Annotated in this window: 21 protein-coding genes; 13 read left to right on the top strand and 8 right to left on the bottom strand. The window is 65.2% G+C overall.

Features of this window, described 5'->3' with window-relative positions:
- Positions 1-11 precede the first annotated feature (11 nt).
- The 13 genes from proB to NFU04_RS08085 all read left to right on the top strand — a co-directional run bounded on the left by proB (position 12) and on the right by NFU04_RS08085 (position 12,886).
- Positions 12-1,151, top strand: coding sequence for a glutamate 5-kinase (gene proB, locus NFU04_RS08145; RefSeq protein WP_251308999.1), 1,140 nt, complete (start codon positions 12-14; stop codon positions 1,149-1,151).
- A 197-nt stretch (positions 1,152-1,348) separates the two neighbouring features.
- Positions 1,349-1,615: a 30S ribosomal protein S20 gene (gene rpsT, locus NFU04_RS08140; protein ID WP_146803424.1), complete on the top strand. Its 267-nt coding sequence runs from the start codon at positions 1,349-1,351 to the stop codon at positions 1,613-1,615.
- A gap of 122 nt (positions 1,616-1,737) precedes the next feature.
- On the top strand, positions 1,738-3,342 hold the full coding sequence (gene murJ, locus NFU04_RS08135) for a murein biosynthesis integral membrane protein MurJ (protein WP_459382074.1): 1,605 nt from the start codon (positions 1,738-1,740) through the stop codon (positions 3,340-3,342).
- A 47-nt stretch (positions 3,343-3,389) separates the two neighbouring features.
- Positions 3,390-4,442, top strand: coding sequence for a bifunctional riboflavin kinase/FAD synthetase (gene ribF / locus NFU04_RS08130; protein ID WP_251308998.1), 1,053 nt, complete (start codon positions 3,390-3,392; stop codon positions 4,440-4,442).
- A complete protein-coding gene (ileS, locus tag NFU04_RS08125) occupies positions 4,439-7,273 on the top strand; it encodes an isoleucine--tRNA ligase (protein WP_251308997.1) in 2,835 nt (944 codons plus the stop codon). The genes ribF and ileS overlap by 4 nt, the downstream gene beginning before the upstream one ends.
- Complete coding sequence (lspA, locus tag NFU04_RS08120; RefSeq protein WP_251308996.1) at positions 7,266-7,796, top strand: signal peptidase II; 531 nt, start codon at positions 7,266-7,268, stop codon at positions 7,794-7,796. Before ileS ends, lspA begins: the two co-directional genes overlap by 8 nt.
- A gap of 17 nt (positions 7,797-7,813) precedes the next feature.
- Positions 7,814-8,260 carry an FKBP-type peptidyl-prolyl cis-trans isomerase gene (gene fkpB / locus NFU04_RS08115; RefSeq protein WP_251308995.1) on the top strand — a complete coding sequence of 149 codons (447 nt, stop codon included), beginning with the start codon at positions 7,814-7,816 and terminating at the stop codon, positions 8,258-8,260.
- A 354-nt stretch (positions 8,261-8,614) separates the two neighbouring features.
- Positions 8,615-9,568 (top strand): 4-hydroxy-3-methylbut-2-enyl diphosphate reductase, encoded by a 954-nt coding sequence (ispH, locus tag NFU04_RS08110; protein WP_251308994.1) that lies wholly within the window; start codon positions 8,615-8,617, stop codon positions 9,566-9,568.
- Positions 9,569-9,713: 145 nt separating this feature from the next.
- Positions 9,714-10,139, top strand: coding sequence for a type IV pilin protein (locus NFU04_RS16380; protein ID WP_285835131.1), 426 nt, complete (start codon positions 9,714-9,716; stop codon positions 10,137-10,139).
- Positions 10,120-10,593, top strand: coding sequence for a GspH/FimT family pseudopilin (locus tag NFU04_RS08100; RefSeq protein WP_251308993.1), 474 nt, complete (start codon positions 10,120-10,122; stop codon positions 10,591-10,593). The genes NFU04_RS16380 and NFU04_RS08100 overlap by 20 nt, the downstream gene beginning before the upstream one ends.
- Position 10,594: 1 nt before the next feature.
- Positions 10,595-11,038 (top strand): type IV pilus modification protein PilV, encoded by a 444-nt coding sequence (gene pilV, locus NFU04_RS08095; RefSeq protein ID WP_251308992.1) that lies wholly within the window; start codon positions 10,595-10,597, stop codon positions 11,036-11,038.
- Positions 11,035-11,577, top strand: coding sequence for a PilW family protein (locus NFU04_RS08090; RefSeq protein ID WP_251308991.1), 543 nt, complete (start codon positions 11,035-11,037; stop codon positions 11,575-11,577). The genes pilV and NFU04_RS08090 overlap by 4 nt, the downstream gene beginning before the upstream one ends.
- 31 nt (positions 11,578-11,608) lie before the next feature.
- Positions 11,609-12,886 carry a PilX N-terminal domain-containing pilus assembly protein gene (locus NFU04_RS08085; RefSeq protein ID WP_251308990.1) on the top strand — a complete coding sequence of 426 codons (1,278 nt, stop codon included), beginning with the start codon at positions 11,609-11,611 and terminating at the stop codon, positions 12,884-12,886.
- Between the two features lie 186 nt (positions 12,887-13,072).
- Here the strand turns inward: NFU04_RS08085 and NFU04_RS08080 are convergent, their stop codons facing one another.
- The 8 genes from NFU04_RS08080 to NFU04_RS08045 form a co-directional block, all read right to left on the bottom strand.
- A complete protein-coding gene (locus NFU04_RS08080) occupies positions 13,073-14,248 on the bottom strand; it encodes an acetyl-CoA C-acetyltransferase (RefSeq protein WP_251308989.1) in 1,176 nt (391 codons plus the stop codon).
- 140 nt (positions 14,249-14,388) lie between these two features.
- A complete protein-coding gene (gene panD / locus NFU04_RS08075) occupies positions 14,389-14,769 on the bottom strand; it encodes an aspartate 1-decarboxylase (protein WP_146803435.1) in 381 nt (126 codons plus the stop codon).
- 23 nt (positions 14,770-14,792) lie between these two features.
- Entirely contained in the window at positions 14,793-15,641 is an 849-nt protein-coding gene (gene panC, locus NFU04_RS08070; protein WP_251308988.1) for a pantoate--beta-alanine ligase, read from the bottom strand.
- Positions 15,641-16,432, bottom strand: coding sequence for a 3-methyl-2-oxobutanoate hydroxymethyltransferase (gene panB, locus NFU04_RS08065; RefSeq protein ID WP_251308987.1), 792 nt, complete (start codon positions 16,430-16,432; stop codon positions 15,641-15,643). The genes panC and panB overlap by 1 nt, the downstream gene beginning before the upstream one ends.
- A gap of 149 nt (positions 16,433-16,581) precedes the next feature.
- Positions 16,582-17,079: a 2-amino-4-hydroxy-6-hydroxymethyldihydropteridine diphosphokinase gene (folK, locus tag NFU04_RS08060; protein ID WP_251308986.1), complete on the bottom strand. Its 498-nt coding sequence runs from the start codon at positions 17,077-17,079 to the stop codon at positions 16,582-16,584.
- Positions 17,072-18,478: a polynucleotide adenylyltransferase PcnB gene (gene pcnB / locus NFU04_RS08055; protein ID WP_251308985.1), complete on the bottom strand. Its 1,407-nt coding sequence runs from the start codon at positions 18,476-18,478 to the stop codon at positions 17,072-17,074. Before pcnB ends, folK begins: the two co-directional genes overlap by 8 nt.
- Before the next feature lie 859 nt (positions 18,479-19,337).
- Positions 19,338-20,732 carry a sigma-54-dependent transcriptional regulator gene (locus NFU04_RS08050; protein ID WP_251308984.1) on the bottom strand — a complete coding sequence of 465 codons (1,395 nt, stop codon included), beginning with the start codon at positions 20,730-20,732 and terminating at the stop codon, positions 19,338-19,340.
- Positions 20,710-23,664: an ATP-binding protein gene (locus tag NFU04_RS08045; RefSeq protein WP_251308983.1), complete on the bottom strand. Its 2,955-nt coding sequence runs from the start codon at positions 23,662-23,664 to the stop codon at positions 20,710-20,712. The genes NFU04_RS08050 and NFU04_RS08045 overlap by 23 nt, the downstream gene beginning before the upstream one ends.
- Between the last annotated feature and the right edge of the window lie 4 nt (positions 23,665-23,668).

Raw genomic sequence — 23,668 nt, 5'->3', positions numbered from 1 at the left:
GAAGGCCTGAGATGACGGTCAAGGAGCAGGCGCCGGGGCGCGAGGCCCTGGCGGGCGCCCGGCGGGTGGTGGTGAAGATCGGCAGTGCGCTGCTGACCAATGACGGCCGCGGCCTGGACGAAGCGGCCATCGGCGGCTGGGTGGACCAGATCGCCGAGCTGCATCGCCGTGGCATCGAGGTGGTGCTGGTCTCCTCCGGGGCGGTGGCCGCCGGCATGGTGCGCCTGGGTTGGCAGGCTCGACCCTCGGCGGTGCACGAGTTGCAGGCCGCCGCCGCGGTGGGGCAGAACGGCCTCACCGAATGCTACGAGGGGCACTTCGGGCGGCACAAGCTGCTGACCGCCCAGATCCTGCTGACCCATGACGACCTCTCCAACCGCAAGCGCTACCTCAACGCCCGTTCGGCGCTGCGCACCCTGGTCGACCTGCGGGTGGTGCCGGTGATCAACGAGAACGACACCGTGGTCACCGACGAGATCCGCTTCGGTGACAACGACACCCTGGGCGCCCTGGTGGCCAACCTGCTGGAGGCCGATGCCCTGGTGATCCTCACCGATCAGGAGGGGCTCTTCGACGCCGACCCCCGCCACGATCCCGAGGCCAAGCTGATCCAGGAGGGGCGCGCCGACGACCCGCGCCTGGCCGGCATGGCCGGCGATGGCGGTGCCCTGGGGCGCGGCGGCATGATCACCAAGGTGCGGGCGGCCCAGCTGGCGGCACGCTCCGGGGCGGTCACCGCCATCGCCAGCGGTCGCCAGCCCGAGGTGTTGACGCGGCTGGTGGATGGCGAGCGCCTGGGCACCCTGTTGCGTCCCGAGCAGGCGCCCATGGCGGCCCGCAAGCGCTGGCTGGCGGGGCAGCTGCAGGTGCGCGGTCATCTGACCCTGGATGCCGGGGCGGTGAAGGTGCTGCGCAGTCGCGGTTCCAGCCTGCTGCCGGTGGGGGTCCGGGCGGTCTCGGGGCAGTTCGTGCGCGGCGATATGGTGGTCTGCGTGGACGAGGCCGGTAAGCGAGTGGCCAAGGGGTTGGTCAACTATGGCGCCGACGAGGCGCGGCAATTGCTCGGCCAGCCCAGCCATCAGATCGAGGCGATCCTCGGTTATATGGAGGCCCCGGAGCTGATCCATCGCGATAATCTGGTGGTGCTCTGACGGCAACGGCCCGGCGCTTGAGTTATGGCAACCCCGGACTTGACATGCTAGAATGCGCCATCCTCTCAGACACGGCCCGTGGTGGCGATTTCGATCAACGCCGGCCAAACCGGTTGGGATCTCGACAAAGCCCAGCCAGGTCAACTAGTTACCAAGATTTTACCCAGTAGTGGTAAAGATTCTCCAAGGAGATAGCAGTGGCTAACAGCAAGCAAGCCCGCAAGCGCGCCCGTCAGGCAGAGCAGCGTCGCGTCCTGAAGTCCAGCCAGCGCAGCATGGTCCGCACCTACGTCAAGCGGGTGCTCAAGGCCATCGACGGCGGCGACCACGCTCAGGCCATGGACGCCTTCAAGGCGGCCCAGCCGGTCATCGACCGCATCGCCGACAAGGACGTGCTGTCCAAGAAGAAGGCCGCTCGCCTGAAGAGCCGCCTGAACAAGCGAATTAAGGCGCTGGCTGCGTAAGCCGGACGCCCACTAGGACTGATTGCCCGGCCTCCACGGAGGCCCGCTGACGCAAGCAGTGCTTAGGAAAAAACCGGCTTCGGCCGGTTTTTTTATGGCCGTCACTCCACCCCAGCAAGGCGATGCCCGTGGCCAACGACGATCCCCAGACAGTGCCTCCTCCCGTGAGCGACGCCGCCCAGCCGCCGGCGCGCGCCGGCCTGCTGCGCTCCGGCCTGGTGGTCAGCGTGATGACCATGGTCTCGCGGGTCATGGGGCTGGCCCGGGACGTGGTGATCGCCGCCCTGTTCGGTGCCGGCCAGGGGGCCGACGCCTTCTTCGTGGCCTTCAAGATCCCCAACTTCATGCGCCGGCTGTTCGCCGAGGGGGCCTTCAACCAGGCCTTTGTTCCGGTGCTCTCGGAGTATGCCGCCCAGCGTTCCCGGGCCGAGGTGCGCGAGCTGCTCGACGCGGTGGCCGGCAGCCTGGCGGTGGTGCTGCTGCTGATCACCGCCCTGGCCATGTTCGCCGCCCCTTGGCTGGTGTGGTTGTTCGCCCCCGGCTTCGGCCGTGACCCGGCCAAGCTGGCGCTCACCGCCGAGATGCTGCGGCTCACCTTCCCCTATTTGCTGCTGATCTCGCTGACCGCCTTCGCCGGCAGCGTGCTCAATACCTGGAGCCGCTTCGCGGTGCCGGCCTTTACCCCGGTGCTGCTCAACCTCTCGCTGATCGGCGCGGCGGTGCTGCTGACGCCGCTGCTGAGCGAGCCGGCCATGGCCCTGGCCTGGGGGGTGATGATCGCCGGGGTGGCGCAGCTGGCCTTCCAGGTGCCCTTCCTGGCGCGCCTGGGGCTGATGCCCAGGCCCTGGCCCAACTTCGCCCATGCCGGGGTCAAGCGCATCCTGGTGTTGATGGCGCCGGCGCTGTTCGGGGTCTCGGTGTCGCAGATCAACCTGCTGCTGGATACCGTGCTGGCCTCGCTGCTGGCCCCGGGCAGCGTCTCCTGGCTCTACTATTCGGACCGCCTGGTGGAGCTGCCCCTGGGGGTCTTCGGCATCGCCGTGGGCACGGTGATCCTGCCGGCCCTGTCGCGTCGCCATGCCGAGCAGTCCGGCGAGCACTTCGCCCGGATGCTCGACTGGGCGATGCGCGCCGTGCTGCTGCTGGGGGTGCCGGCGGCCCTGGCCCTGGTGGTCCTCGCCGAGCCGCTGTTGATCTCGCTGTTCTACTATGGCGCCATGACCGAGCAGGATATCGCCATGGCGGCCATGAGCCTGCGGGCCTACGCCCTGGGCCTGGTGGCCTTTATGTTGATCAAGGTGCTGGCGCCGGGCTTCTTCGCCCGCCAGGACACCAAGACCCCGGTCAAGGTGGGGATCCTCGCCATGGTGGCCAACATGGTCTTCAACCTGATCCTGATCTGGCCCCTGGCCCACGCCGGCCTGGCGCTCGCCACGGCGCTGTCGGCCTTCCTCAATGCCGGCCTGCTGGGTTACCTGCTGTGGCGGCAGCAGGTACTGGTACCGCAGTCGGGCTGGGGCCGCTACATGGTGCAACTGCTCGGCGGTTGCGCGGTGATGGGGCTGGGCCTGGCCTGGCTGGCGCCGGAGTGGCAGCAGTGGCTGGGCTGGGGCGTGGGCCAGCGGGTGCTGCACCTGGCCGGCCTGGTGGTGGGCGGCGCGGCGATCTACTTCGCCTGGCTGGCCGCCTGGGGCGTTCGGCTGCGCCATTTCCGGCTGCATGGCTGATCGCTATAATCGTTGACTTTATCCCGTGATGGAGCCTTGGGCGACGCATGGAACTGATTCGAGGACTGCATAATCTGCGCGAGGCGCACCGGGGCTGCGTGGCCACCATCGGTAACTTCGATGGGGTCCATCGCGGCCACCGGGCGATCCTCGACCAGCTCCGCGAGCGGGCCCGTCGATTGAGCCTGCCGGTCACCGTGGTGGTCTTCGAGCCCCAGCCCCGGGAGTTCTTCGCCGGTGACCAGGCTCCACCGCGGCTCACCCGGCTGCGCGACAAGGTCGACCTGCTGGCCGAGGCCGGCGCCGACCGGGTGCTCTGCCTGCCCTTCAACGACGCCCTGCGCAGCCTCACCGCCCGCCAGTTCGTGGAGCGGGTGCTGATCGAGGGCCTCGGCGTGCGTCACCTGGTGGTGGGCGACGACTTCCGCTTCGGCTGCGACCGCAGCGGCGACTTCGCCCTGCTGCAGCGGATGGGCGCCGAGCGGGGCTTCGGCGTCGAGCACACCCGTACCTTCGTGCTGGATGGCGAACGGGTCTCCAGCACCCGGGTGCGTACCCTGCTGGCCAGCGGCAACTTCGCCCAGGCGCGGCGCATGCTGGGGCGCCCCTTCCGCCTCAGCGGCCGGGTGGTGGCCGACCAGAAGCTCGGTCGCACCATCGGCGTGCCCACCGCCAACCTGCCGCTGCTGCCGCGGCCGCTGGCCCTGCGCGGCGTCTATGCGGTGATGACTACCCTGGCCGATGGCCGCACCCTGCCCGGGGTGGCCAATGTCGGCTGGCGCCCCACGGTGGGCAGCCGCCGCCCGGTGCTGGAGGTGCATCTCTTCGATTTCGATGGCGACCTCTACGGTCAGCGCCTGACGGTGACCCCCTGTGCGCGCCTGCGCGGCGAGCTGAGTTTCGACGGCCTGGAGGCGCTCAAGCGCCAGATCGCCCGGGACCAGCAGCGCGCCCGCACCTTCTTTGCCGAGTGCCCCCGGGCACCGGAGACCAGCGATACGTTTCCCCTGGCATCGGCGCCCCTGGCGCGCGAGGCTGCCATACCCGACACCTCGGACGGCCCCCGGGCCGCCGGCTGCGACGATGACGGACACCCATGAGCGATTACAAGCACACCCTGAACCTGCCCGAAACCGACTTCCCCATGCGCGGCATGCTGCCCAAGCGCGAGCCCGACCGGGTGGCGCAGTGGCAGGCGCTGGATATCTACCGGCGGCTGCGTGAGGCGCGTCAGGGCCGCGAACTCTTCGTGCTCCACGACGGCCCTCCCTATGCCAACGGCAGCATCCATATCGGGCATGCGGTCAACAAGATCCTCAAGGACATCATCGTCAAGTCGAAAAGCCTGGCCGGCTTCGACGCCCCCTATGTGCCGGGCTGGGACTGTCATGGCCTGCCCATCGAACACAAGGTGGAGACCACCCACGGCAAGCACCTGCCGTCGGAAGAGGCCCGCAAGCTGTGCCGGGAGTACGCCGGCGAGCAGGTCCAGGGCCAGCTCAAGGACTTCGTGCGCCTGGGGGTGATCGGCGACTGGGATCATCCCTATCGCACCATGGAGTACACCAACGAGGCCGGCGAGATCCGTGCCCTGGCCGAGATGGTCGAGGCGGGCTTCGTCTTCAAGGGTCTCAAGCCGGTCAACTGGTGTTTCGACTGCGGTTCGGCCCTGGCCGAGGCCGAGGTGGAGTACCAGGACAAGAAGTCCGACGCCATCGACGTGGCCTTCCCGGTGGAAGACGCCGAGCGCCTGGCCGCGGCCTTCGGCCTGAGCGAGCTGGCCAAGCCCGCCGCCGTGGTGATCTGGACCACCACCCCCTGGACCATCCCCGCCAACCAGGCCCTCAATATGCACCCGGAGTTCACCTATGCCCTGGTGGACACCGGCGAGCGACTGCTGGTGCTGGCCGAGGAGCTGGTGGAGTCGTGCCTGGAGCGCTTCGGCCTGGAGGGCGAGGCGATCGCCACCGCCCGCGGCGAGGCCTTCGACGGCATCCGCTTCCGCCACCCCTTCTACGACCGCCTGTCGCCGGTCTACCTGGCCGACTACGTGGAGAGCGAGGTGGGCAGCACCGGCATCGTCCACTCGGCCCCGGCCTACGGCGAGGATGACTTCGTCACCTGCCGCGCCCACGGCATGAGCTTCGACGAGATCAAGAACCCGGTGCAGGGCAACGGCGTCTACGCCGACGACCTGCCGTTCTTCGGCGGCCAGATGATTTGGAAGGCCAACCCGCAGATCGTCGAGAAGCTCGCCGAGGTGGGGGCCCTGCTGGCCCATAAGCCGATCACCCACAGCTATATGCACTGCTGGCGTCACAAGACCCCGGTGATCTACCGCGCCACCGCCCAGTGGTTCGTGGGCATGGATCGTCAGGGCAAGGACGGCAAGACCCTGCGCGAGAAGGCCCTGGCCGGCATCGAGGCCACCCAGTTCACCCCGGCCTGGGGCCAGGCGCGGCTGCACGCCATGATCGCCAATCGCCCCGACTGGTGCATCTCGCGCCAGCGCAACTGGGGCGTGCCGATCCCCTTCTTCCTGCACAAGGCCAGCGGCGAGCTGCACCCGCGCACCGTCGAGCTGATGGAGGCGGTCGCCACGCGGGTCGAGGCCGAGGGCATCGATGCCTGGTTCCGCCTCGACCCCGCCGAGCTGCTGGGCGAGGAGGCCGGCGACTATGACAAGGTCACCGACACCCTGGACGTCTGGTTCGACTCCGGCACCACCCACCGCCATGTGCTGCGCGGCTCGCACCCCCACGGCCACGAGTCCGGCCCCCGCGCCGACCTCTACCTGGAGGGCTCCGACCAGCACCGCGGCTGGTTCCACTCCTCGCTGCTGACCGGCTGCGCCATCGACGGTCACCCGCCGTATCGCGGCCTGCTCACCCACGGCTTCACCGTCGACGCCCAGGGCCGCAAGATGTCCAAGTCGGTGGGCAACGTGGTGGCGCCCCAGGAGGTGATGGACAAGCTGGGCGCCGATATCCTGCGCCTGTGGGTCGCCTCCACCGACTACAGCGGCGAGATGGCGGTCTCCGACGAGATCCTCAAGCGCACCGCCGATGTCTACCGGCGCATCCGCAACACCGCACGCTTCCTGCTGGCCAACCTCAGCGGCTTCGCGCCGGAGCGCGACGCCGTGCCCTTCGACGAGATGCTGGCCCTCGACCAGTGGGTGGTGGACCGCGCCGCCCAGCTGCAGGCGCGCATCGAGAAGGCCTATGAGGAGTACCGCTTCCTCGATGTCTACCAGCAGGTGCATGGTTTCTGTGCCCGGGAGCTGGGCGGCTTCTACCTGGACGTGATCAAGGATCGCCAGTACACCACCCAGGCCGACTCCCTGGCGCGGCGCAGTGCTCAGACCGCCCTCTATCGGGTGGTCGAGGCCCTGGCCCGCTGGGTGGCGCCGATCCTCAGCTTCACCGCCGAGGAGATCTACGAGAACATCCCCGGCAAGCGCGGCGAGAGCGTGCTGCTGGAGGAGTACTACGGCGGCCTCGAGACGCTCGCCGAGGACGCGCCCCTGGGCCGCGACTTCTGGGAGCAGGTGCTGGAGGTCAAGCAGGCGGTCAACAAGTGCCTGGAAGAGGCGCGCAACGCCAAGACCATCAAGAGTGGCCTGGCCGCCGAGGTGACGCTGTACGTGGACGATGCCCTGCGCACCACCCTGGAGCGCCTGGGCGACGAGTTGCGCTTCGTGCTGCTGACCAGCGACGTGCATCTGGCCCCCCTGGCCGAGGGCGATGCCGCCGAGGCCACCGAGCTGGACAACCTCAAGGTGGCCGTGGTCGCCAGCGCGCACGCCAAGTGCGACCGCTGTTGGCACCAGCGCGAGGATGTGGGCAGCCACGCCGAGCACCCGGAGCTGTGCGGCCGCTGCATCAGCAACCTGCCGGAGGGGCCGGGTGAAGAGCGCCACTATGCCTAAGACCCCTGGGGCGGAGGGCCGTCCCATGCACAAGCCGCTGCGCTGGCTATGGCTGGCGCTGGCGGTGATCGTGCTGGACCTGGGCACCAAGTACGCCGCCAGTGCCTGGCTGGGCTATGCCCGGCCGGTGTCGGTGCTGCCCTTCTTCGACCTGACCCTGCTGCACAACACCGGGGCGGCCTTCAGCTTCCTGGCCGGCCACGATGGCTGGCAGCGCTGGTTCTTCGCCACCATCGCGGTGGGGGCCAGCGTCGGCCTGAGCCTGTGGATGCGCCGCCTCAAGGCCCACGAGACCCTGCTGGCGGTCGCCCTGGCGCTGATCATCGGCGGCGCCCTGGGCAACCTCTACGATCGCCTGGTGCACGGCTACGTGGTCGATTTCCTCTCCTTCCACTGGGGACAGCGCTACTACTTCCCGGCCTTCAACCTGGCCGACGTGGCGATCACCCTGGGGGCGGCGGGGATCATCCTCGAGTCGCTGCGCGATGGCTGGCGCCAGCGCCGCAACAAGGCCGGATCCTGAATTCCACGGAGCGAAAGATGAGCGAATACCGTATCGACGAGGGCATGGAAGTGACCCTGCACTTCACCCTCAAGCTGGAAGATGGCGCCGTGGTGGACTCCACCAAGGAGAAGGCCCCGGCCACCTTCCAACTGGGCGACGGCAACCTGCCGCCGGGCTTCGAGGCACCGCTCAAGGGCCTCACCGACGGCGACACCGGAAGCTTCGAGATCGCTCCGGAGCACGCCTTCGGCCAGCACAATCCCCAGAATATCCAGCGCCTCAAGCGCGAGGACTTCGGCGACGAGGCCCTCGAAGTGGGCATGGTGATGTCCTTCTCCGACCCCTCCGGCGGCGAACTGCCCGGTGTGATCAGCGCCATCGACGGCGAGCAGATCGACGTGGACTTTAATCATCCCCTGGCCGGGCGTACCCTGACCTTCGAGGTGGAAGTGATCAGCGTCAAGCCGGCCACCACCCACTAAGCAGTCGAGCCGGGCCAGTGGCACCACCCCTTGTAGGAGCCCGCTTCAGCGGGCGATTGGCGCCGATAGGCGCCCCGGCGGGGCAAACGCCACCAACCCTTGTAGAAGCCTGCTTCAGCAGGCGATTGGCGCCGATAGGCGCCCGGCCGGGCCAGTGGCACCACCCCTTGTAGGAGCCTGCTTCAGCAGGCGATTGGCGCCGGCAGGCGCCCGGCCGGGGCAGTGGCACCACCCCTTGTAGGAGCCTGCTTCAGCAGGCGATTGGCGCCGATAGGCGCCCGCTAGAATCGATTTACGGGTACCTTGGAGATCAAGTGCCCCAACGGATGCCCCAGGCATCGAGGTCTACCCAGCATGCAAATCAAACTGGCCAACCCCCGCGGCTTCTGCGCCGGCGTCGACCGGGCCATCGAGATCGTCAATCGCGCCCTCGATGTCTTCGGCCCGCCCATCTATGTGCGCCACGAGGTGGTCCATAACCGCTTCGTGGTGGAGACCCTGCGGGAGCGCGGCGCCATCTTCGTCGAGGAACTTCACGAGGTCCCCGATGACGTCATCGTGATCTTCTCCGCCCACGGCGTCTCCCGGGCTGTGCAGGAAGAGGCCGAGCGGCGTGGCCTCAAGGTCTTCGATGCCACCTGCCCGCTGGTGACCAAGGTGCATATGGAGGTACTGCGCTACGCCAAGCGCGGTCAGGAGTGCATCCTGATCGGCCACGCCGGCCACCCCGAGGTGGAGGGCACCATGGGGCGCTACGACACCCGCCATGGCGGCAAGATCTACCTGGTGGAAGACGAAGCGGACGTGGCCAAGCTGGAAGTCGAGGACCCCGCCCAGCTCGCCTTCGTCACCCAGACCACCCTCTCCATGGACGACACCGCTCGGGTGATCGACGCCCTGCGCACCAAGTTCCCCGAGATCCAGGGGCCGCGCAAGGACGATATCTGCTACGCCACCCAGAATCGTCAGGACGCCGTACGCGAGCTCGCCGACGGCTGCGACCTGGTGCTGGTGGTGGGCAGCCCCAACAGCTCCAACTCCAACCGCCTGCGCGAGCTGGCCGAGCGGGTCGGCACCCCTGCCTACCTGCTGGATGACGCCAGCCAGATCCAGGAGAGCTGGCTCGATGGCGTGCGCCAGATCGGCATCACCGCCGGCGCCAGTGCCCCCGAGGTGCTGGTTAAGGGCGTGATCGAGCGCCTGCAGGGCCTGGGCGCCACGGCCCCGGAGGAGCTCGCCGGTCGCGAGGAGAACATCACCTTCTCCATGCCCAGGGAGCTGCGTGAGCGGGTGATTGCCAGCGAGTGATTGCTCACCATAAAGCCCTTGTTAAAGCAGGGCTTATGTACCAAAGGACCGGGCGCAAGCCCGGTTTTTTGTTGGTGCGGCGCGCCTCCCCCGTCTATGCTGATACAGAATGATACATTAGCAATGCTTAGCCGGAGGCACCGCCGTGCGCGCAGGGGAGCAAGCGACCACAAGGCCTGGAAGCAAGCGCCGCCAGGCAGGTTTCACGTTAATCGAGGTGATGATCGCCGTCGCGGTGGTGGCCATCCTCGCCGCCATCGCCTATCCCAGCTATATCCGCTACGTTACCGAGTCGCGGCGCACCGAGGCCAAGGCGATACTGATGGAGACCGCCGGGCGCCTGGAGCGCTGCTATACCGTCAGTAGTGACTATACCGGCTGCGTTACCTTCCCCGTCGACTCGGAAAATGGTTTCTATCGTATTGCCGATCCAGACGTGGCACTTACCGCATCGACCTATACCTTATCGGCGGCACCTCAAGGGGTTCAGGCCACCCGAGATACCGAGTGCGGCACCTTTACCCTAACTCAGACCGGTGCCAGGGGGGCAGGTGGCAGTGATTGCTGGTAATAGAAGAAGCCATTATGGCTTTACGCTAATCGAGCTGCTGGTCACCATCGCGGTGGTAGCCATTCTCGCCACCGTCGCCGTGCCTGGCTTCCAGAACCTGATGGCCACCAACCGCCAGGCCAGCGACTATAACGAGATACTGGCATCCCTTAACTACGCCAGAAGCGAAGCCGTCAAGCGCCGGCAGGAAGTGACTTTTCAGATATCCGACAGTTCAGGTTTGTGGTCATTGCAGGTGCATTACGATCATGACGATGACGGAGTCTCCGATGAACCCCTGCTTGAAAGGCAGGCGAGGGATGACCGGCTGACCTTTTCTGAGAATACGATCTCCTTTAACTCACTGGGGCGTCGAGAGTCTTGTACCCTTGATGCCGATGGTGTCTGCTCCATTACCATCGGCGATAGCACCATCGTGGTGAGTCTCGCCGGAGGTGTTGATAAGGGGGCTTGAGGTGAAGAATTATAAGATCAACAAGTTTTCTCAAAGTGGCTTTACGCTATTGGAGGCACTAATCGCTGTTCTTGTGCTTTCCTTTGGCCTGCTTGGTGTGGCTGCCATGCAGCTCAAGGCAATGCAAAGCTCTCACCTTTCTTATCATCGTTCTATCGCCACCCTGGCAGCTCAGGATGCAGTGGAAAGGCTATGGATCGAGCTTGGGTCAGCTAGTAGTTTTTGTCCCGCCCCAAGCTCTGTAAAGGATGGTTGGGTTAATCACTGGGCTGGCAAGCTTCCCAATATGAATGTAAGTAGTGATATTGTTAATAATGGGTCTTCTTGTGAGTATCAGGTCATCGTCTCCTGGCAAGACGATAGGTTTTCTCTAGATGGTAGTTTGGAAGATGTCTCGCTCCTCTCTTATTTCACTCGTCTCCCTGGAAGAGAGGTTTCTCCATGATTTCTAGAAAAGGAATGACAAGCCATCAAGGCGGCTTTACCTTGGTTGAGCTGATGGTCGCCTTGGTTATTGGGTTGTTGATCGTATTTGGGGCGTCTCAGCTATTTGTTACATCAAAGATGTCATTTAATAGGATGGAGAGTTTGGCGGAAAGACAGGAGTCTTTGAGGTATTTTGTTGATGTCGTTTCCCTGGATATAAGAAGCTCTGGGGTTGAGACTATTTCTGATGATAATCTAAATGAGCTTGAGCTTGGGTATACGACAAGAACCGAGGATCCATACTGTGTTTCTGGTGGGGATCTAGTAAAGGTAAAATACTCTTATTTGGATGGGGATGTTCTTATCGATTATGATTGCGGCTCAGGTTGGGTCGGCGCTCAGCCGATAGTGTCAGGCCTTGAGGATGCAGACTTTGTTCATGTTGAAAGTGATGATTATGTCCAAGTTTTCCTAAGGTTTTCTCCCTTTCCTGGAGAGACTGTTGCTGATGGAAGTTTTGAGTTTTGGGTTGCTAATAGAGAAGGTGTTACAAGATAAGGTGGTGCGTTTCACCCTTGGGAGGTGAAAAATGATGAATACACAAAAAGGCGCTGCGCTAGTGGTCAGCCTTGTTCTTCTTGTCGTTGCGCTTCTCTTGGGGCTGTCTAGTATGAGTTCCTCTAGGCTGGAGGAGTCAATGACAGGTAATCACCGTGCTCTTAGTCTGGCTCACTTGGCATCCGAGGCTGGTGCGTCAAGAGTGTTTCAAGCACTAAGGAGCAATGGTTGGCCTGATGATTCAACTGATGCTGGAAATGTCATTGCCTCCGCTTCATCTTCCCTTGGGGTGGGAGATTATTCATCTTTCTCTATAGAGGGGGCCTGCTGGGGAGTGTATCCTGATGAGAGTTCGTGCGGATTCTCTAATGGCGATGACTATCTGGTAACTAATGTCAGTGGCTACTCATCTAATGGAGAGGTTGAGTCTCGACTGGTATCTAAGTTTAGGCAAATGCCAGGTTTCTCTGATGGTGCGGCATATACATGCTTTGGCCCCGACTGCTCGGATACTGTCCAAGGGAATTCAGAGTTGACAGGGGAAGATTACCATGTTCCTGAAGTGTTTGACTGTCAAGGTAATTCTTGCATAGCTGGATATAATCCTGATGGAAATGATCAAGATGATGCCTATTACCCGGATACGGATCCACCTCCTCAGGATCAATGTACTGAATACACGCGGTATAATTCGGATGATGTCGCTCTTGCTGATGATGACCCAAATTACGCTTACGTTGATTGCAATGGAAGGATTTATGGAATTAAGGAGGGATATGGAGATCAGAATCAATGGTATTCATATCTGGATTTTGTCGAGACGTCAGGTTTTGATGTGGTCCTTGAGCAAGGTGACGAGCTTGACTTTAATGCTGGTGATAGAGATAGCTATGACTCGAGCCTATATTATGATGGTCTTGAGTCTGCCGGGTTTTGGGATAGTGTCTCGCCGAGATTTATAGAGGTGACGAGTGGCTCCGAGGTGACGGTTAAAGCAAGTACCAATACGCTTGGAGTGATTGTTATAAGAGAGGGGGCGGTTTTTGATTACAAGGGAACAAGCACTCACGAGGGATTGATAATTATTGAGCCAGGTGGGACGCTTACTTTTAGTAGCGGTAATCCACAGATATATGGAGGGGTGGTGGCATTGGAGAGTGCTACAGATATGGGGCAGGTAATTACTGGGGATCTTTCAATTAGCGGGAATATGGGTATCCATTATAGCAGCCTTGCCTTTGAAATGCTTCGCCAAGGTGGGAAGGGAATTCGCCTTATGTCTTGGTATGTGGACGTTTCTGGTACCTGACCATCCTTACTGATTCAAAAAAGATTGCCCCTGCTGTCCAGCAGGGGCAATCTTTTGTTGGGCTTCCGGCTTCCGGCTTCCGGCTTCCGGCTTCCGGCTTCCGGCTTCCGGCTTCCGGCTTCCGGCTTCCGGCTTCCGGCTTCCGGCTTCCGGCTTCCGGCTTCCGGCTTCCGGCTTCCGGCTTCCTTAACGCTCGATCGCCAGCGCCACGCCTTGGCCGCCGCCGATACACAGGGTCGCCAGGCCCTTCTTGGCATCCCGGGCGATCATCTCGTGCAGCAGGGTGACCAGCACCCGGCAGCCGGAGGCGCCGATGGGGTGGCCGAGGGCGATGGCGCCGCCGTTGACGTTGACCTTGTCGGTATCCCAGCCCAGCTCCTTGTTGACGGAGAGGGCCTGGGCGGCGAAGGCCTCGTTGGCCTCGACCAGGTCCAGGTCGTCCAGGCTCCAGCCGGCCTTCTCCAGGCAGCGGCGGGTGGCCGGGGCCGGGCCGATGCCCATGATGGCCGGGTCGACGCCGGCATTGGCGTAGCCGGCGATGCGGGCCAGCGGGGTCAGGCCCAGTTCCTTGGCCTTCTCGGCGGAGCAGAGCATCACCACGGCGGCGCCGTCGTTGAGGGAGGAGGCGTTGCCGGCGGTGATGGTGCCGTCCTTCTTGAAGGCGGGGCGCATGCCGCCCAGCTTATCGGCGGTGGTCTCGCGCGGATTCTCGTCGGTCTCGAAGACCAGCGGGTCGCCCTTGCGCTGGGGAATCTCCACCGGGACGATCTGGCCCTTGAACTTGCCGGCCTTGATGGCGTCGCTGGCCTTCTGCTGGGAGGCGGCGGCGAACTCGTCCATCGCCTCGCGGGTGATGCCGTATTTCTCCGCCAGGTTCTCGGCGGTGATCCCCATATGATAGTTGTTGAAGGCGTCCCACAGGCCGTCGTTGACCATGGTGTCGACGGCCTTCCAGTCGCCCATGCGCTGGCCGTTACGGGAGTTGGGCAGCACATGAGGGGAGGCCGACATGTTCTCCTGGCCGCCAGCCAGGATTAGCTCGGCATCGCCGCAGCGAATCGCCTGGGTGGCCAGGTGCAGGGCCTTGAGGCCGGAGCCGCATACCTTGTTGATGGTCATGGCGGGGACGGCGTCGGGGAGGCCGCCCTTGATGGCGGCCTGACGGGCGGGGTTCTGGCCGACGCCTGCGGTCAATACCTGACCGAGCAGGACCTCATCGACCTGCTCCGGGGCCACGCCGGTCTCGGCGAGGAGGTCCTTGATAACCAGGGCACCGAGGTCGCTGGCGGGAATGCCGGCGAGGGAGCCGCCGAAGCTGCCGATGGCGGTGCGCTTTGCTGCAACAATGACCACGTCTTGCATGGGAATCTCCTGGCTGAGTCTCGAGCGGTGACTCGTTCAGCATAAGGGAGATTTGTGCACTGCGGCAATGGACAATTCCATGAAAACGGCCCGCCGCCCAGAAGGGCGGCGGGCCGGGGCATCACAGCGGGCCTGGAGTCTTAGGCGAGCTGGACGGGGATGGCGTTGCTGGTGTGGCTAACCGCGTTGCCTTCCTGGAGGTAGACCAGGGCGGGCTGGTGGCTGTCCAGCTCGGCCTCGCTGTAGTGGGCATAGCTGCAGATGATCACACGGTCCTCGACGCCGGCCAGATGAGCGGCGGCGCCATTCACGGAGATGATCTTCGAGCCTTCCTCGGCGCGAATGGCGTAGGTGGTGAAACGCTGGCCGTTCTCCACGTTGTAGATCTGGATCTGCTCGTTTTCGCGGATGCCGGCCATGTCCAGCAGCTCGCCGTCGATGGCACAGGAGCCTTCGTAGTTGAGTACGGCATGGGTAACGCGGGCCATATGCAGCTTGGCCTTGAGCATGATGGTATGCATCGGGCTTCTCTTCCTTCCTGCGCTTAGCGGGGCAGGTTAACGGTCAGGTTATCGATCAGGCGTGCCGGTCCCAGCTGGGCGGCGGCGAGGATCACGGCATGGCGCGTGGCGTCGGTCAGCGGCCCCAGGTCCTGGGCGCGCAGCTCGAGATAGTCGGGGGTGAAGCCACGCTTGGCAAGAATCGCCTCGGCGTTCGCCAAGCAGTCGCCGGGTGCACCGCCGGCTTCGAGGGCGTCGCGCAGCTCGCACAGGGTGCGATAGAGCCCAGGTGCCTGGGCGCGCTCCGCCTCGCTCAGGTAGCCGTTGCGGGAGGAGAGGGCCAGGCCATCCGCGGCGCGAACGATGGGCACGCCGATGATCTCGATGGGCAGATGCAGGTCCGCCACCAGGCGGCGAATCACCGCCAGCTGCTGGTAGTCCTTCTCGCCGAAGCAGGCCAGGTGGGGCTGCACCAGGTTGAAGAGCATGGTGACGACGGTGGCCACGCCATCGAAATGGCCGGGGCGGCTGCCGCCGCACAGGCCTTCGCTGACCTCGGGGACCCTCACCCGGGTCTGGGCCTCCAGGCCGCGGGGATAGATCTCGCCGGCCTGCGGGGCGAACAGCAGGTCGCAGCCGGCGGCGGCCAGCTTGGCCTGGTCCTCGGCCAGGGTGCGCGGGTAGGCATCCAGGTCCTCGCCGGCCCCGAACTGCATGGGGTTGACGAAGATGGTGGCCACCACCAGATCGGCGTGGCGCCTGGCCTCGGTGACCAGGGCCAGGTGGCCTTCGTGGAGGTTGCCCATGGTGGGCACCAGGCCGATACGCCGGCCGGCCCGGCGCGGCTCGGCCAGGGCCTCGCGCAGGGCGGCGATGCGCTCCAGGGTATGCATCAGAAACAGTGCTCCTCGGCGGGGAAACGCCGTGCCTTGACCGCCTCGTGGTAGTCGCGGAAGGCCCCTTGAATGCTCTGGGCCTCCTGCATGAAGTTTTTGACGAAGCGCGGGGTACGGCCGTGGGTCACCCCCAGGACGTCGTGCATCACCAGGATCTGGCCATCCGTGTCGGGACCGGCGCCGATGCCGATCACCGGCACCTCCACCGCCTCGGTCACCGCCCGGCCCAGGCTGGCGGGCACGCACTCCAGCAGGATCACCGAGGCGCCGGCTTCCACCAGGGTGCGGGCATCGGCGATGATCTGCTCGGCGCGCTCGGCATCGCGTCCCTGCACCTTGTAACCGCCCAGTTGATAGACGGTCTGGGGCGTTAGGCCCAGGTGGGCGCAGACCGGTACGCCGCGGCGAGTCAGCTCGCGAATGCCCTCGGCCATCCAGGCCTCGCCCTCCACCTTGACCAGCTCGGCGCCGGCGCGCATCAGCTCACCGGCATCCTGCAGCAGGCGCTCCAGGCCGGAGTTGCTCATAAAGGGCAGGTCCACCATCAGCAGGCTGCTGCCCTTGCCTTGGGCCGCACAGCGGGTGTGGTAGCAGATCTCCTCGAGGGTCACCGGCAGGGTGCTGCTATGCCCCTGCAGGACCATGCCCAGGGAGTCGCCCACCAGCAGCACCTCGATGCCGGCCTCGCTGGCCGCCCGGGCGAAGGAGGCGTCGTAGGCGGTCAGGCAACTGAACGCCTCGCCGGAGCGCTTGAAGGCCTGCAGCGTGCTCAGGGTGACGGTTTTCATAAGGACGTTCTCATGATTGGCGTTAAAACGGTCGTTTTATACCGCTCTCGAGCGGGTGACGTTACCCGACCCGCCATGGTGCGGCAAGATGTTACCGACCAAGGGCTAACTCGTGTGAAACAGTAACACTCAGCCGGACGACTTTACCCCTAGGGTAACAAGGGTCGCAAGTCGTCGCCGCTCCTGGCCTCGGCCAAGGGGGCGATGCGCCGTCCATCGGGGAGGCGCAGCGTCGGGGTCAGCTCGGCCAGGGGCACCAGCACGAAGCCGCGATTCGCCATCTCCGGGTGGGGAACCCGCAGCCGCGGCGAATCGATCACGACGTCATCGTAGAGCAGCAGGTCGAGGTCCAGGGTGCGCGGTCCCCAGTGACGCAGTCGGCGGCGGCCGTGGCGTTGTTCCAGGGCCTGGAGTTGGTCGAGCAGGGCCAGCGGCGAGAGCCGCGTGGCGAGCTCGGCCACGGCGTTAACGAAATCGGGCTGGTCCTGGGGCCCCACCGGGGCGCTGGCATAGAGCCGCGAGGCGCCCGTTAGGCGGGTCAGCGGCAGATGGTCCAGGGCATCGATGGCCTGGGTGACCTGCTCGCGGGGATGCTCCTGGTTGCTGCCCAGGCCGATATAGGCCCGGTGCCACCTCGCCTCAGCCATGCTGGTCGCCGCCGGCGCCACCGGGGCGCCGGCGACGCTTGCGGGGTCGACGCTTGCGCGGGCGGGGTTCGTCCCCCTGGCTGGCGGCCTTGCCCAGCAGGCGTTGCTGGTCATGCTCGTCGCCCTCCTGGAAGGCGGTCCACCAGTCGCCCAGTCCGGGCTTGATCTCGCCGGCTTCTTCGCGCAGCAGCAGGAAGTCGTAGGCGGCGCGGAAGCGCGGGTGCTCGCGGGTCTGGATGGCACGACGACCGCGACGCTGGGGCAGGCGCTGCTGCAGGTCCCAGATCTCGCGCATGGGAATGCTGAAACGCTTGGGAATCGAGATATGTTGCAGCTGTCGGGAGACCGCCTGCTGGGCGGCGGCCTGCAGGGCCGGGACCGGCGGCATGCCATCTTCCTGCAGGCGTGCCTGGCGCTGCACCACGCCGGGCCACAGCAGGGCCGCGAACAGGAAGGCCGGCGTCACCGGACGATCCTGCTGGATGCGCGCATCGGTATTGGCCAGGGCGCGCTCGAACAGCGCTTCCGCCCAGGGCAGCTCGCTCAGGGCCTCGTCGGCCTCCGGGAAGAGCATGGCGAAGAGGCCATAGTCGCGCAGCAGCCGGAAGGTGGTCAGGGCATGGCCGGCGAGGAATAGCTTGAGCACCTCGTCGAACAGCCGGGCCGGGGGAATCTGCAGCAGCAGCGGGGCCATCTCGCGAATCGGCGCCTCGGTGGCGGCGGCGAAATCGAAGTCGAGCTTGGCGGCGAAGCGAATGGCGCGCAGCATGCGCACCGGGTCTTCCCGATAGCGGGTGGCCGGGTCGCCGATCATGCGCAGGGTGCGCGACTCGATATCGCTGACCCCATCGGCCCAGTCATGGATCGAGAAGTCGGCGATATTGTAGTAGAGGGCGTTGACGGTGAAGTCGCGACGCAGGGCGTCCTCTTCCACGTCGCCCCAGACGTTGTCGCGCAGCAGGAGGCCATCGTCGCTCTGCTGGGAGAGATGCTCGCCGTGATCCTCGTTGGGCTTGCCGCGGAAGGTGGTGACCTCGATTACCTCGCGGCCGAAACGCACATGGACGATGCGGAAGCGCCGGCCGATGATCCGCGAGTTGCGAAACAGCTCGCGGACCTCCTCGGGGGTGGCGTCGGTGGCCACGTCGAAGTCCTTGGGCTGCTTGCCGAGCAGGGAGTCACGAATGCAGCCACCCACCAGATAGGCCTCGTAGCCGGCGTTGTGCAGCCGGTAGAGCACCTTGAGGGCGGGTTCGCTGAACAGTCGGCGTGACACCGAGTGCTGGTCGCGGGGGATGACGCGAAGACCGGGAGGCTTGCCGGGGCCATCCTGGCTGCCGAAGAGGTTCTTCAAGCGTTCACCGGGGCGTTGGAGAAAGCGGGTAAATCCTTTGAACATGCAGCGATATCGACTCGCGGAGTCCTAAAACGTCAGTGTAGCCGACCGCCGACAGCATGGGAACCGTGGCTTGAGGGTGATCGGCGCATAAAAGCAGAAAGGGGAGGCCTTGCGGCCTCCCCTTAAGCGGTCAGATCAGCATCCATGCTGCTGGTTTTTCTTCGTGATGGCGCATCGCCTTGAATACGCACCACAGTCACCAAGACAAGTTTCAGGCAAGCAGTGTTGTTGTCTTTGTCGGTCTTCCTGGTGGCGACCGTCTCGTATTCAAAACAATAATCCAACCACGACGGTAGGCAGTCTACCTTCCCTCGGCCTGTTGTTTTTGGTTGCCGAGGGTGCACGCCCGGGGAGCTTGTTGTTCTTGTTGCTCCCGCCTGGTGCGTCGCGTCCTGATGAACCTCCGGATATCGGGTCCTGTTGTTCTTGTTGTGACCTCATCCGGGTGACTGCGCCTTGTTGTTGTTCTTGGCGGGTCGTCACCCCTTGTTTGCCATGCTCGACGATCTTGTTGTTATTGGTTCGTCGACTGGCGCCTGCCGAAGTGTCACCTGTTGTTCTTGTTGCGCCCCTTGGGGCAGTGACCTGGCGGCGTCCGGATCTTGTTCTTCTTGCCCTAGGATATTGCACCGTGCGTGCCACTATCTAAAAAACACATAAAAAACATTGGTTTGTGATTGTTGTTTTCTGGCATGCCTGCCGGGGCGGGGTGATGTGTTACCCAAACTGGCCCCTTCTGGGGCAGGGTGTGTGTGGGATGGTAACAACTGGTGCAAGAGTTCCCTCCGCGACACGAAAAACGCCCATCGAGTCGGGCTCGATGGGCGTTTAGACCATGGTCGGGTTGCTTGCGACGGGCTTATCCGGCGCGGTTCCTGGCGCTCTTCTTGCGCGGTATCCCCAGGCGCTGGCGGCGTTCCCACAGGCACTTGCGGCTGATGCCGAGCTTCTGGGCCAGCTCGGTCTCGCTCATCTGATCCTGGTGCTCGAGGACGAAGTGCTGGAAGTAGTCCTCCAGGGAGAGGTCCTCCTCGTCCAGCTCGGCATCGCCGGCTTCTCGCGGCTCCGGCGTCGCGGGTGAGGCGGGCTTGGGTTGGCTGCGAGTGAGGGGCGGTCCGGGCTGCAACCCCAGGTCGTCGGGGTGTATCAGGTGGCCCTCGGCGAGAATCACGCCACGCTCCAGGGCGTTCTCCAGCTCCCGCACGTTGCCGGGCCAGGGGTAGTCGTGGATCTCGCGGCGCGCCGCCCGGGAGAGCTTGAGTCCCTCGCGGGCGTGACGGCGGCAGGCCTTCTCCAGCAGCACATCGGCGATCTTGAGGATATCCTGCTCCCGGTCGCGGAGCGGTGGCAGGTCGATCTGCATCACATTGAGGCGGTAGTAGAGGTCGAGGCGGAACTCGCCGCTCTTGGACATGGCGCGCAGGTCGCGGTGGGTCGCGGCGATCAGGCGTACGTCGACGTGACGGGTCTCCACCGAACCGATCTTGCGGATCTCGCCCTCCTGCAGCACCCGCAAGAGGCGTGCCTGGGCGTCCAGGGGCAGTTCGCCGATCTCGTCGAGGAACAGGGTGCCGCCGTCGGCGGCCTCCACCAGGCCGGTGCGGGCCGCATTGGCACCGGTGAAGGCGCCCTTCTCGTGACCGAACAGCTCCGATTCGATCAGCGTCTCGGGGATGGCCGCGCAGTTGACGCAGATCAGCGGGGCCCGGGCGCGTCGACTCTGGGAGTGGATGGCCCGCGCCACCAGCTCCTTGCCGGAGCCGGACTCGCCCTGGATCAACACGGTGACGTCCGCCGGGGCGGTCTTGCGAATCCGCGTGTAGACCACCTGCATCGCCTCGCAGTCACCGATCAGCTCCTGGGGCGGGGCGGCGCTGCTGGTCGCCGCGGGGGGAGCCGCCTCGGCGGCGTGCTGCTCCAGGGCCCGGGCCACGGTCTTGAGCAGGTCGTCGTGGTCGAAGGGCTTGGCCACGTAGTCCACGGCACCCTGCTTCAGGGCCTCCACCGCCGAGCGCATGCTGGCGTAGCTGGTCATGATCACCACCGGGGTGGGGGCGGCGCGGTCGATCAGGGCGGTGCCCTGGGTGCCGGGCAGGCGCAGGTCGCTGATCACCAGATCGAAGCGCTGGGGATCGAGGGCCTCGGCCTCGTCCACCGAGCCCGCTTCGCTCACCTGGTAGTCATGGCGTTCCAGCAGGCGGCGCAGGGCGCTGCGGATAATGGCTTCGTCTTCAACGATCAGAATCCGGCTCATGGGGATGCTTGCCGTCCTCTCGGTTAGTGGGCAGCCACATCAGGATGCGGGTGCCGCGTTCTCGCTCCGGGGGGGGAGACTCGATATGGATCTGCCCGTGGTGCTCGGCGATGATGCTGTAGACCAGCGGCAGGCCGAGGCCGGTGCCCTCGCCGGGCGCCTTGGTGGTGATAAAGGGCTCGAAGAGGTGGTCGCGAATGCTCGCATCGATGCCCTGCCCCTCATCGGTAACGGTAACACAGACACCGTTACCCTCGCGGCTCGCCTCGATCAGCACCTCACCGCCGTCGGGGCTGGCGTCCCGGGCGTTGTTGAGCAGGTTGACGAAGACCTGCACCAGGCGTTGGGCATCGCCCTCGATGCGACACGCCTCGGGGCAGAGGTTTCGATAGGTAACATCCTGACCCGAGCGGGCCAGGTGGATCAAGTGCAGGGCATCCTCCACCACCTCGCGCAGGACGAGCGGCGCGAAGACCTGGCCCTGGACGTGGCGGCCGCCATGGGCGAAGCCCACCAGGGAGGAGACGATGCGCGAGACCCGATCGGTGAGCTGCTGGATCTGTTCCGCGGTCTCCAGCAACTGGGGGTCGTCGGTGTCATAGCGCAGATTCTGGGCCAGCGAGGAGATGCCGGTGATGGGGTTGCCGATCTCGTGGGCGACTCCGGCGGCCAGTTGGCCGATGGAGGCCAGGCGGGCGGCATGGACCAGTTCCTCTTCCAGCCACTTCATTTCGCTGTGATCCTCCACCAGGACCACGGTGCCGCCGCGCACCGCGTCATCGGCCTGCAGCTCGGCACGGCGCAGGGAGAGGTAGCGAACGCCGGCGGCCAGGGGCACCTCCTGCTTGTAGAGATGGTCCTGGCGTTCATCGAACATGCGCTCCAGCAGTTCGCCCCAGGGGGCGGGCAGGTCGGTGCGCCGTGAGCCCACCACGCTGGCGCCGTCGATACCGGAGAGTTCGGCCAGGGCATCGTTCCACATCAGCAGTTCGTCGTCGACGCCGAAGGCGCACAGCCCCACCGGCAGGCGGGTGAGGATGCGCCGGTGGTAGCGGCGCAGGCCGTCGAGCTCCCGGGCCAGACCGGTGAGCCGCGAGCGATAGGCCTCCAGGCGGCTCTCCACGAAGTGGATATCGTCGGTGGGTTCCTGGGCACCGCGGCGGTAGGGCAGGTAGCTGTCGACGATATCCTGGGCCACCGAGGGGCCCATCAGCCCGGAGAGGTTGGCCTGCAGGCGATCGCGTAGGCGGCGCAGGGCATAGGGGCGTCCCTCCTGGGGGGAGATGCGCAGCGCCTCCAGGGCCCGTTCCACCTCGCGGCGGGCCACCTCCTCGCCGAGCACCGGCGCCAGGCGCTGGATGAATTCCGCGCCGTTGCGGGCATCCAGGGGCAGGCGCTTGGGACGGATCACCGCATCCACCGAGCAGGCCTCGGCGGCGGCGCGTTCGCCCTCCGAGGTGCGGGTCAACAGCGAGACCAGGATAAAGGTGAGGATATTGGCGGCCAAAGAGACCAGGGTCACCACATACCAGTCCGGCTCATTGGCCAGTAGCTCCAGCCCCGGCGGCAGCAGGATGCGTGGCGTCATGCCGGTGAGCAGCGGCAGCCACATGCCCAACAGCCAGATCGCCGTGCCGACGACGAGGCCGCTGACCATGCCCTTGCGGTTGGCGCCGGGCCAGTAGAGCACCGCCAGGATGCCGGGCAGGCACTGGGCCATGCCGACGAAGGCGACGATGCCCAGGGTCATCAGGTCATGGTGGATGCCGACGATGCGGTAGAAGAGCCAGCCGCCGAAGATTACCGCGGCGATCAGCGCGCGGCGCAACCAGCGCAGCCAGTGGTAGAGATCGGGCTGGTGAATCGGCGAGTGGGCCACCAGTACCCAGTGATTGAGCATCATCCCGGAGAGGGCCAGGGCGATCAGGATCAGGGTGCCGCTGGCGGCGGCCAGGCCGGCGATAAACACCAGGCCCTGGATCCAGGGCGAGGCCGACAGCCCGTAGGCCAGGTAGGCGGCGCCCAGTGCCGCGCTATCGGCCCCGACGCGCTGGGCGCCCCACAGGATCAGCGGCACCGGCAGGGCCAGCAGCAGCAGGTAAAGGGGCAGGCTCCAGCTGGCCTGCTGCAGGGTGCGCCGGGAGAGGGTCTCGGCGAAGGTCATATGGAAGAGGTGGGGCATCAGGAAGACGGCGGCGAAGAACAGCAGCAGCAGGGTGCGCCACTGCCCCGGGTCGAGACGGGTCACCTCGGCCTGGATCTCGGCGCCGGGCCCCGCCAGCCAGGCCTGGACGCTGGCCGGTCCCTCGAAGATCGCGAACAGCGCGAAGGCGCCCAGGGCCAGCATGGCCAGCAACTTGATCAGGGACTCGAGGGCGATCACCGCCAGCAAGGTGTCGTGGCGGGCATGCAGCCGGGTGTGGCGGGCGCCGAAGAGGATCGCGAAGAGCGCGATCACCGCGCTGAAGGCCAGGGCCATCAGCGCCGGGGAGGCGGTACCGGTGAGCACCTGGGTGACATCGCCGAGGGTCTGGATTTGCAGGGCCAGTAGCGGCAGCACCGCCAGCAGGCTGACCAGGGTAATCAGGGTACCCACCCAGCGGGAGCGGAAACGGAAGGCGAAGAGGTCGGCCAGGGACGATAGCTGATAGGTGCGGGTCAGGCGCTGGATCGGTACCAGCAGCACCGAGGCGAGCAGGAAGGCCCCGGCGGGTCCCAGGTAATAGGCCAGGTAGCCGTAGCCCGCCTGGCTGGCCAGTTCCAGGCTGCCATAGATGGCCCAGGCGCTGGCATAGACCCCAAGCGCCAGGGTATAGACGGCGGGGTGGCGCACCAGGCGGATCGGCACCCAGCCCCGCTCCACGGCCAGGGCGGCCAGGAACAGCAACGACAGATAGCCGATACCGAGGAGGAATAGCTGGGCGGCGCTCATGGGC

Origin of the sequence: Halomonas sp. NCCP-2165, from assembly GCF_023708045.1 — a bacterium.
In the GTDB taxonomy this organism is placed as follows: domain Bacteria; phylum Pseudomonadota; class Gammaproteobacteria; order Pseudomonadales; family Halomonadaceae; genus Bisbaumannia; species Bisbaumannia pacifica.
This window is presented reverse-complemented; position numbering and strand designations above follow the sequence as displayed.

What these genes read in the sequence shown, in the direction of transcription:
- proB (WP_251308999.1), top strand. Translation starts at nt 12, where the DNA reads ATGACGGTCAAGGAGCAGGCGCCGGGGCGCGAGGCCCTGGCGGGCGCC.
- murJ (WP_459382074.1), top strand. Translation starts at nt 1,738, where the DNA reads ATGCCCGTGGCCAACGACGATCCCCAGACAGTGCCTCCTCCCGTGAGC.
- ribF (WP_251308998.1), top strand. Translation starts at nt 3,390, where the DNA reads ATGGAACTGATTCGAGGACTGCATAATCTGCGCGAGGCGCACCGGGGC.
- ileS (WP_251308997.1), top strand. Translation starts at nt 4,439, where the DNA reads ATGAGCGATTACAAGCACACCCTGAACCTGCCCGAAACCGACTTCCCC.
- lspA (WP_251308996.1), top strand. Translation starts at nt 7,266, where the DNA reads ATGCCTAAGACCCCTGGGGCGGAGGGCCGTCCCATGCACAAGCCGCTG.
- fkpB (WP_251308995.1), top strand. Translation starts at nt 7,814, where the DNA reads ATGAGCGAATACCGTATCGACGAGGGCATGGAAGTGACCCTGCACTTC.
- ispH (WP_251308994.1), top strand. Translation starts at nt 8,615, where the DNA reads ATGCAAATCAAACTGGCCAACCCCCGCGGCTTCTGCGCCGGCGTCGAC.
- NFU04_RS08090 (WP_251308991.1), top strand. Translation starts at nt 11,035, where the DNA reads ATGATTTCTAGAAAAGGAATGACAAGCCATCAAGGCGGCTTTACCTTG.
- NFU04_RS08085 (WP_251308990.1), top strand. Translation starts at nt 11,609, where the DNA reads ATGATGAATACACAAAAAGGCGCTGCGCTAGTGGTCAGCCTTGTTCTT.
- NFU04_RS08080 (WP_251308989.1), bottom strand. Translation starts at nt 14,248, where the DNA reads ATGCAAGACGTGGTCATTGTTGCAGCAAAGCGCACCGCCATCGGCAGC.
- panD (WP_146803435.1), bottom strand. Translation starts at nt 14,769, where the DNA reads ATGCATACCATCATGCTCAAGGCCAAGCTGCATATGGCCCGCGTTACC.
- panC (WP_251308988.1), bottom strand. Translation starts at nt 15,641, where the DNA reads ATGCATACCCTGGAGCGCATCGCCGCCCTGCGCGAGGCCCTGGCCGAG.
- panB (WP_251308987.1), bottom strand. Translation starts at nt 16,432, where the DNA reads ATGAAAACCGTCACCCTGAGCACGCTGCAGGCCTTCAAGCGCTCCGGC.
- folK (WP_251308986.1), bottom strand. Translation starts at nt 17,079, where the DNA reads ATGGCTGAGGCGAGGTGGCACCGGGCCTATATCGGCCTGGGCAGCAAC.
- pcnB (WP_251308985.1), bottom strand. Translation starts at nt 18,478, where the DNA reads ATGTTCAAAGGATTTACCCGCTTTCTCCAACGCCCCGGTGAACGCTTG.
- NFU04_RS08050 (WP_251308984.1), bottom strand. Translation starts at nt 20,732, where the DNA reads ATGAGCCGGATTCTGATCGTTGAAGACGAAGCCATTATCCGCAGCGCC.
- NFU04_RS08045 (WP_251308983.1), bottom strand. Translation starts at nt 23,664, where the DNA reads ATGAGCGCCGCCCAGCTATTCCTCCTCGGTATCGGCTATCTGTCGTTG.